The organism is Streptomyces sp. NPDC092045, assembly GCF_044756005.1.
GTDB lineage: Bacteria > Actinomycetota > Actinomycetes > Streptomycetales > Streptomycetaceae > Streptomyces.
The window spans coordinates 26216-34404 of record NZ_JBIVSC010000033.1 but is presented as its reverse complement, the minus strand read 5'-3'; the positions used below and the strand labels follow the sequence as shown (position 1 = coordinate 34404).

At 71.0% G+C, this 8189-nt stretch carries 10 protein-coding genes; 7 read left to right on the top strand and 3 right to left on the bottom strand.

Annotated features, from left to right (window positions below; genetic code table 11):
* Positions 1 to 349 precede the first annotated feature (349 nt).
* From ACIQKA_RS33915 to ACIQKA_RS33905, 3 genes are all read left to right on the top strand, one after another.
* A complete protein-coding gene (locus ACIQKA_RS33915) occupies positions 350 to 697 on the top strand; it encodes an STAS domain-containing protein (protein ID WP_402543280.1) in 348 nt (115 codons plus the stop codon).
* A gap of 286 nt (positions 698 to 983) precedes the next feature.
* The gene (locus ACIQKA_RS33910; RefSeq protein ID WP_402543279.1) at positions 984 to 1793 is read left to right on the top strand and encodes a hypothetical protein; all 810 of its coding nucleotides are present in this window, start codon (positions 984 to 986) and stop codon (positions 1791 to 1793) included.
* 135 nt (positions 1794 to 1928) lie between these two features.
* Entirely contained in the window at positions 1929 to 2249 is a 321-nt protein-coding gene (locus ACIQKA_RS33905; RefSeq protein ID WP_402543278.1) for a hypothetical protein, read from the top strand.
* Positions 2250 to 2476: 227 nt separating this feature from the next.
* Here ACIQKA_RS33905 and ACIQKA_RS33900 read toward each other — a convergent pair whose 3' ends face one another.
* Positions 2477 to 2737, bottom strand: coding sequence for a hypothetical protein (locus tag ACIQKA_RS33900; protein WP_402543277.1), 261 nt, complete (start codon positions 2735 to 2737; stop codon positions 2477 to 2479).
* A 197-nt stretch (positions 2738 to 2934) separates the two neighbouring features.
* Between ACIQKA_RS33900 and ACIQKA_RS33895 the strand changes: the two genes are divergently transcribed.
* From ACIQKA_RS33895 to ACIQKA_RS33885, 3 genes are all read left to right on the top strand, one after another.
* Complete coding sequence (locus ACIQKA_RS33895) at positions 2935 to 3702, top strand: SDR family NAD(P)-dependent oxidoreductase (RefSeq protein WP_402543276.1); 768 nt, start codon at positions 2935 to 2937, stop codon at positions 3700 to 3702.
* A 26-nt stretch (positions 3703 to 3728) separates the two neighbouring features.
* Positions 3729 to 4100: a MerR family transcriptional regulator gene (locus ACIQKA_RS33890; RefSeq protein WP_402543275.1), complete on the top strand. Its 372-nt coding sequence runs from the start codon at positions 3729 to 3731 to the stop codon at positions 4098 to 4100.
* Positions 4101 to 4588: 488 nt separating this feature from the next.
* A complete protein-coding gene (locus tag ACIQKA_RS33885; protein WP_402543274.1) occupies positions 4589 to 4768 on the top strand; it encodes a hypothetical protein in 180 nt (59 codons plus the stop codon).
* A gap of 74 nt (positions 4769 to 4842) precedes the next feature.
* Here the strand turns inward: ACIQKA_RS33885 and ACIQKA_RS33880 are convergent, their stop codons facing one another.
* The gene (locus ACIQKA_RS33880; RefSeq protein ID WP_402543273.1) at positions 4843 to 5556 is read right to left on the bottom strand and encodes a Type 1 glutamine amidotransferase-like domain-containing protein; all 714 of its coding nucleotides are present in this window, start codon (positions 5554 to 5556) and stop codon (positions 4843 to 4845) included.
* A 568-nt stretch (positions 5557 to 6124) separates the two neighbouring features.
* Here ACIQKA_RS33880 and ACIQKA_RS33875 point away from each other — a divergent pair.
* The gene (locus ACIQKA_RS33875; protein WP_402543272.1) at positions 6125 to 6418 is read left to right on the top strand and encodes a hypothetical protein; all 294 of its coding nucleotides are present in this window, start codon (positions 6125 to 6127) and stop codon (positions 6416 to 6418) included.
* A gap of 730 nt (positions 6419 to 7148) precedes the next feature.
* Here the strand turns inward: ACIQKA_RS33875 and ACIQKA_RS33870 are convergent.
* Positions 7149 to 7640, bottom strand: a complete 492-nt coding sequence (locus ACIQKA_RS33870; protein ID WP_402543271.1) for an NUDIX hydrolase — start codon at positions 7638 to 7640, stop codon at positions 7149 to 7151.
* Positions 7641 to 8189 lie beyond the last annotated feature (549 nt).

Sequence of the window (8189 nt, the reverse complement as noted above, 5' to 3'; positions counted from 1 at the left end):
GTTGAAGCAGGCCGAGGTGGAGGCCGGCGTGGATCGGCGCTGGCACCCTGTCTCCCTCATCCGTGCGGCGGCCACGCAGGAGCCGGCCTGGTCGGAGAATAAGACGCGTCGCGCTGACCTGGAGACTTGTCATACAGCAACAGTGTGATCTGTTCATTGTTTCGCGCACGGGTGTGGGACGGTGGAAGGACATGAGATCGGCTGCCGCTACGGGCGGCGGCCTTTGGGACTCGGGAGTTGCCCTCACTCCGGGCACCCGGGCCCCGCCATCGTCGTCCACCCCCTCTTCCAGGAACTCGGGGTGTTTCGTCTGTGGGCTCATCGACCCCTGGAAGGGGGCGCGCCCAGTATGAATGTCACCACCACGATCACCGGCACCAGCGCACGTCTCACTCCGCACGGTGAGATCGACTTCTACACCCTGTCCCCGCTGCGCGCGGCCGTGAACCGGCTGCCGGCCGACGTGATCGACCTGCTGTGGGACCTGGAACATCTGTCCTTCACCGACGTGGCCGGCCTGCGCATGCTCTTCAACCCCACCCCCCAGAACACCCCGCACCACAGGACAGCGGTGGCGAACCTGCGCGATCAGCCCCTGCAGCTCCTGCTCATCGCTGCCGGCCTGTTCCCCACCGCCTACGACCTCTCCCGCCTCATCCCCGACACCCCCGCCGGATTCACGGCCTACGGGACCTGAGCCTCGTGCCGGGCCCACCCGGCGAAGTACGGCTCAACAAGCAGCGTCACCCAGCGCGAGAACATCCCTGCGGCAAGCCTCGCGTTCCTCGCCCGCTTCCTCCCGGCACCGTCCTGCGCCCGGGATCCTGAGCGACCGGCAGGTGTGGCGGCCGGTTTGCGGGGCATGCGGGTCGTGAGCGCTTGGGGGCGCTCGTATGAAGCAGGGCCTGCCGGAACTTCCCCCTCCGGCGGGTCCTTGGGTGGAGGAGCGGCCCGCACCGAGTTCGGTGCGGGCCGCTCGGCGTATGCGTCAACGGAGCCTGGCGGCTCGTACCGGACAACGCGCCCCCGTCCACCGCTGGCAGCATGGCGGCGTACTTGCCCACTTCTCTGGCCGAGCCCTGGTCACAGCCCGTGGGCCATTCGACCCCGGCGCCGACGTCTCCCTTGGAGTCGAGCACGTCGACCACAAGCAGCGGCTGTGGCGCCGGGCCTACCCGCCGACCGGCCGCGAAGGCCTGGCCCCCCTCGCGTTCGTGTTCGCCGACACCACCGAAGCGAAGGTCGCCAACACGGTCACCGTGCTGGAGGAGGCCGGCCGACGCTACTGGGCGCCGCGCCGGTACGAATCCCTCTACGAGAAGGCCATCACCGCGCGGGACTACCGCCAGGCGGTGCCCGTCGTCGTCACCACCCTGGAACAGCTCCAAAAGCACGACGCCGGGGCGGCGGTGTGGCGGCGCCTGGGACGTAGCCGGGAGCAGACGCTGACCGATGCGCTCGACAACCCCGACGGCCACACCCTCTACCGCGCCCAAGAGGCCCGCGCTGCTGCGGAGGACAAGCGGCGCCGGGCCGCTGAGCGGGAGGCGCAGCGTCCGGTGTGCCGACGGTGCGGGCGGAAGTTCAGCGACGAGCGCTGGGAGGAGACCACCGTGCACCGGACCGCCGTACGGGCCGGGGACAAGTTGGTGTGCGGCCCGTGCCGCGCCGACGACGTCGCCCGCGAGGAAGTCGCCGCTGAAGCCGCCCGCCGCGCCGCCGCCGCGCCGCCGGAGCCGGAGGACGACCCCGGGCCGGAGAGGGGCCGCGGCTGGTTCCGCCGGCGGACCTGACCCCACAAACCCGCTGTGCGGTCGGCAACCACCAGGCCGCACAGCGGGATCAGTCTCGAAGTCACCGCGCCACTGGGCGGGACGGGCGGGTCCATCCGACGGTGACAGCTCATCGCTGGATCTACACAGGGCCGTATGAGACGTAGCCGAGAAGAGACCGCACCCCAGGATCTGCCGGGCGAGTTGTGGCACGCCCTGGTCCGGCTCCAGCAAACCCATCCCGATCCCGTGGGCCGTGTCGGACCACTCACCCGCCCGGCCGGGCTGCTGTCCTTCACCGCGGCCGCCGACACCATCCTCGCGACCCGGGTGCAGCTGACCGGCGCGGAGTCGATGCGTGAGGTGAACGAGACGCTCCGCGCGATGACCGGGGACCTGCCTCACGCACACTTCACCGGCCCCGGCGTTGCGCTGGAGGTCACGCTCGGCAGACGCCAGGACCTCCCGTTCCACTAGGCGCACGTGGTGGGCCTCGCCCGGCTCTTCCGGCACGCCGCCGGCACTATCGGTGCCCGCAGCACCCCGGGCGGCGGTTGCTGCTTCCATTGCGCCGGGACCGGGCGTGCCCGGCCTCTGTGGGAGCCGGCGGCCGGGCTCGCGTGAGCGGCACGCAAGAACGCCCGCGCCCCGGGCCGCCCTTCCGGGCGGTGCGGGGCGCGGGCGGGCGTACGGACCCCGGAGCGTTACGCCGGTACGGGCGCCGGCTGCGGGCGCAGTGCCGCGAGCGGAGAGCGCCGGCCCTTCTCCGCGCTGCGCAGCTGCTCCCAGTCGACCTCGGGGTGTTCGGCGGGCACCGCGTCGACGGACGCCGTGGTGTAGAGCGCGATGTTGGCGGCCCCGACCCGGCTGGTGCCGAAGCGGACCTCGACCGACTGCGGGGAGCGGGCCCAGCCGAGCTGGACCATGTGGTCGAAGTCGGCACGGCGCCAAGCCGACGGGTTCACGGATTCTCGGGGTGGAATAGCGGGGAACCGGAGGGGGACGTGGCGCCCGCTGACGGAGTGGCCGACGGGTTGGGGTGTGACCGAGGTACGCGCCAAAGGGGCAACGAGATGGCGTCACTATGCCCCCGGTGACCACCGGCGGTGACTATCGCCCGTCAGGCGCTGCTTGACCTTGCCGCTGGCGGCAGGGTTGCACGATGACCGGCATGAACAACACCGCACCGCAGAACAGCAGGATCGTCGCCGTCACCGGAGCCGGCACCGGGATCGGCCGGGCCACCGCCCGTGCCTTCGCCGCTGAGGGCGCCCACGTGGTCGCGATCGGACGGCGGACCGAGCCCCTCAAGGAGACCGGGGCCGGGCACGACCGGATCACGCCGCTGGCCGCCGACATCACCGCCGAGGGCGAGCCGGATCGGATCATCCGGGAGGTGCTGGAGACACACGGCCGGCTGGACGTGCTGGTCAACAACGCAGGTATCGTGCGCAGCGGCGCCCTCGGCACGCTGACGCCGGAGATGATCACAGCTCAGCTTGCCACTAACCTCGTCGCCCCCATCCTGCTGGCCCAGGCCGCGCTGCCACTCCTGGAGAAGTCGGGCGGGGTGATCGTCAATGTCAGTACGTCGGTGGGGCAGCGTGCCTGGCCCGGCAGCTCGGTCTATGCGGCTACCAAGACCGCTCTGGAGCTGCTGACCCGCAGCTGGGCGGTTGAGCTGGCACCCCGCGGGATCCGGGTGGTGGCGGTCGCCCCCGGCGCGATCGACACCCCCATCGGCGAGCACCAGGGCCTGACGCCGGAGCGGATGGCAGCGGTGCGGGAGTGGCAGCTGGCGCACACCCCACTGGCCCGGATCGGCCGAGCCGAGGAGGTGGCCTGGGCAGTCACCCAGCTTGCTGCACCGGCCGCGTCGTTCGTCACCGGAGTGGTACTCCCGGTCGACGGTGGAGCGGTCGTGGCGTGATAGGAGTGGCCCGGGGGGTGGGATGCGTGCGGATCGGTGAGCTGGCCGGGGCGACCGGGACAACCGCCCGTGCGCTGCGGCACTACGAGCAGGCCGGACTGATCTCCTCGCAGCGGGCCCCCAACGGCTACCGCATCTACGGCGAGCGGGCGGTGGTGCGGGTCCGCAACATCCGCTACCTGCTGGCCGCCGGGCTCACCCTGGACGACGTGCGGGTGTTCCTGCCGTGCCTGGACGGCGATGTGGCCGCCGCGCCGCCCTCGGAGAAGGGTCTGCGGGTCGCGTTGGAACGGCTGGCGGTCCTCAACGAACGGATCGCTGCCCAGACCGAGGCCCGCGACCGGCTGGAAGCCGCGTTGCGACAGGCCACCGGCGGCCGGATCCGCCCAGTGGCCTGAACGCCCGCCTCGTCGCAGAAGCCGGAGGGACCTGGAGTCGCTACGCTCCCCACGGCCACTCATGGTGACCACGAGCCCTCACCGGCCAAGGAATACGCGACTCTCGATTACGCCAGGGTGCCAATTCTGTACACCGGGTTCGGGACTGCCGATATGGCGTGCACGGGTCAGACCCGGAGCCCAGACGCGCTCTGGGACGCAGTACCGCCGGGCCGCCCAACCTCTCGTTCCGCAGGGGCCTCCGCCACCGTCCGTCGGCACGCCCCGTCTCGTTGTCCGTTGCGTGTTCCTGGAGGCAAAGGGCAAGTCTTACCGGGGCGGCGGCCCGGCCGGGATCGTGGTCGGCATGCGGCCACATACCTTCCCGGGCGAGGCCTGGTTGCCGCCGCCATCTCCTCGATCGGCGTCCGGCACGACGGGCGTCCACGACCTTGTCACCGACGGTCTCTACCTCGACCTCCGCCACGCCTTGCGCAACCCCGCCGACGATGCGCTTCCGCACCGGCCTGGACGACGACGTCCACGCCCACGTCCTCAAGACCCCCGGAACCCTGACCCTGATCCACCGGACCGCCGTCCAACTGCGCGCCTTGGCCGAAGAGGTGCCCGCGGGCCGTCTGGTCCGCGGGCACGGTGACATGCCAGGGCGGCCGTCACCGAGTCGTTGACCGGACTACGTGATGGTGTCCTGGGCGGAACTGCTTGCCTCACTGGTCCGTGTCGGCTGACTGGGCTGTGGCATTCAGGTGAGCAGGCGGCAGGACAGGGCGCGTTCGGTGGCTTCGCCGTCTGGTGTGGGGTCTACGCGGTAGAGCCGGGCCTGGGGTGTGCGTGTCACGCAGTCGCTCAGGTGGCCGTTGGTGAACAGGGCGCCGACTCCGTCCTCCACTGCCCAGCCGGCCGGAAGCGCACGGGTGGCCACTGCCGTCCGGTAGGACGTCCGCCGGCCCGGTTCGCTGTCGTAGTGCGGGCATACCGAGCCGGGCAGCAGCCCGAGTCCGTCGGCGAGGTGGGTCAGCGGGCCGAAGGAATCGGTGTGAGAGCCCTCGGCCCAGCAGTTGGCACCAGCGCTGATGCCGCACAGCACAACACCGCGGTCGAAGGCTTCACGAAGCAGCCGGTCCACGCCGTGCGCGCGCCAGACGGCCAGCATGTTCGCGGTGTTGCCCCCACCCACGTAGATCACGTCCTGAGAAAGCAGGAACACGCGCAGGGCCTCGTCATCAAGCTCTCGCCGAAACAGCTGCAGGACGCCTGTCTCACACGAACGCGACCCGAACGCCTCAAAGAACTGCTCGATGTAGCCGGAAGCGTCACCGCTGGCTGTCGGAACGAAACACACCCTGGGACAGGGTACGGACACCTGGTCCAGTACCCAGTCGTCGAGAAGACCGTCGGCATCAGTGGAGAAGCCGCCCCCGAGAAGGGCCAGACGACGTTCTAGAACGACAGCCACGAGAGTGCCTCCTCAGCGCGATGCACACGACCCCCGAACCGTCCCAAGCCTCAGGCAGGCCCGCAATCGAATAGTCCTCGGCCACTCGAAGCCCTACCTGCTCAAGACAGACCAAGGAACGACCGGAGACGCAAGAAGCCAGTCCGTGCCCCAGGCCGTAGTCCGGTAAAGCAGCGTGGCCGTAGCCGAAACGGTCGTCCGGCTGGTCTGGGAGGACTGGGGCGGTGAATACGGCGTGGACGTCATCCACCACCACATCGACCACCCTGTCTTCTCCTTCAAGACCCCCGCCTGACCTGCCCGCCCCCGCCGCGCCCGTCCGGGCTCCCGGGCGGGCGCGGTGCCGTTCCACGGCCCCGCAGCGTCCCCGTGACCGGGCCCCAGGGCGGCCGTTGGGCGGGTATGACCACTCCCGATCCCGGTACGGGCCAAGAGAGCACCAGGGCGCTCCGGACCACCGTGCCCGTGCGGCCGGCTCATCCGCGCGGCGGCCGACACCCACCGCTCCTCCCGTGCGGTCGATGCCGAGGCCGCGGTGGTCCTTGTGGAGGCCGGTGCCCTCCGGGCGGTGGCGTCCGCGCTTGCCGAGGCGACGTTCCCTCCGTCGCGGCGCGCCGACCTTCTTCGTCGGCTCGCGGCTGGCGAGCACCTGACCGACGCGTGCCGGGCCCTGGGCCTCAGCGTGCACAGGGTCTACGGATTCAGACGGTATGACGGCGCTTGGGGCGAACAGCTCGACGCCGCCCTCACCGCCGGACGCGATTCTGAGTTCGCTTACGGCACCGAAGCCGCGCACCGGCACGCCGGATGCCGCTGCCCCGAGTGCCGCGCCGCCCACGACGCCTACCGCCAGACCGCGTAGCAGACGGGCCGGGCCTCCGCCTCCCACGCTGCGGACTCCGCAGGCGTGCACATCACGAGCGCCTTCGACCGGCAGTCCCGCACACCCCGGCCCCCGCCCCGCCGCCCCGGCCCGCCGCTCCTCCGGGGCGCGCCCCGGCGAGGACCGCGCTCGTTCCCGCGCCCGCCGCGGCGGGGGCGCGCACAGCCGCACGGCCCGCCCCTGCCGGGCCCACCCGCCGGACCACGCCGACGACCCGCCGCCCGGCGAAGAGCACCCCGAAGAAGCGCACCACCAGGACGGCCCCCCGGAAGGCGGCCAAGCCCCGCAAGAGCCCGAAGAGGACCACGGCGCCGCCGTCGGCAGCCGACGACCGGTCAGGCGCCGCAGATGCGGCAGCTGTGCCGTCAGGCGCAGCAGATTCAGGCGCCCATGGGCGCGGGGGAGTGGTGCTGCAAGGGGTACGGACGCTGATCCCGCGCCGTACCGGCCCGGTGTGCGGCGAGCGCAGAAAAGGCCGGCCCCCTTGCCGCCGAAGCGGGTGGTATGGGGGACCGGCTGTGACTGGGTGCAGTAGTGGCATTGGGCGGGTGTCAGCAAGGACGAGCGGGTCCAGGCCTGCTTCATGCTGTGCGGCGATGGTGATCTCGGCTGTTATGGGTTGACCGAGCTGCTGCTGTCGGCTGTCCATCGCGAGAGTGGCAGGCTGCCGTGGGCGTGCCTGTTCACACGGCGCGTTGGAGCCGGGTTCTCAGGCGCCGCCGGGTGACGGCGGAGAGAAGACGTAGTGGGCTGTCTGCTCGTCGGCCAGGGCGGCTGCGATTCGCTCGCGCATGTCGTCTGACATGGGAGGCAGGTCGTCCAGCGGGAACCAGTCGGCAGCTGTGTTCTCGCCGTCGGCGGGATGCGGAACGCCGGACTGCCAACCGAAGCGGAACACCAGGTCGAGATACTGAGTCTGGTCCCCGTTGTCATAGACGACAGGGTCCGTGACGTGAACCATCGCCAGCCGCTGCGGAACTGCCACGATGCCGGTCTCCTCAAGAACCTCCCGGGCTGCGGCATCCGCCGGCTGCTCTCCCGGATCGATGATCCCGGTCACTGGCGTCCACTCGCCGTTGTCTGCGCGCTTCGCCAGAAGGACCTGGTCGTCCCTGACGACGACCGCGGTGACGCTTGAGAGCCACAGCGGAGTGTTTCCGATTTTGTTGCGCAGCGCGAGGATGAAATCTGGTGTTCCCATCAAGTCACGATATCGACCCCGCGCTCAGGCATGCCGCCCGCCTCCGAGCCTGTTGATCACCACGTTTCCGAACACTTCACTCAGCTTGGATCGTCGTCGCCTGCGTGATGGACGGCCGCGGCGGTGGTCAGGAGTCGTTCCCAGGTGCGGGGAGTGTGGCCGTGGAGGTCTGCGAGGTGGGCGGCGATGCGGCCTTTGGGGGTGCCGGGGGCCGCGGTGGCGAGGGCCTGGGCGGCGAGGTCGATGCGGGGGTCGCCTTCATACGCGTGGGCTTTGCGGGGGTCTTGGGGTTCGCCGGCGCGTCGTCCGCCGCCCTTGCCTTGTCCGGGGGCGTCATCGCGGCGGTCGTGGACTTCACGGCGGGACCATAGGTGGGCGCCGTACCCGCTGGAGCGACGGGCTGGCCGCGCTCGAGGGGCACGGTGGCCAGGAGGGCGCCGACGAAACGTGAGCGGGTCCGGGTTCCCGGTCCCGAGCGGCGCCGTGACCGGCACGACTGTTCGGAGACGACTCCGTGGGTGTGGAGGAGGGGATCGGGGGCAGGCGGGG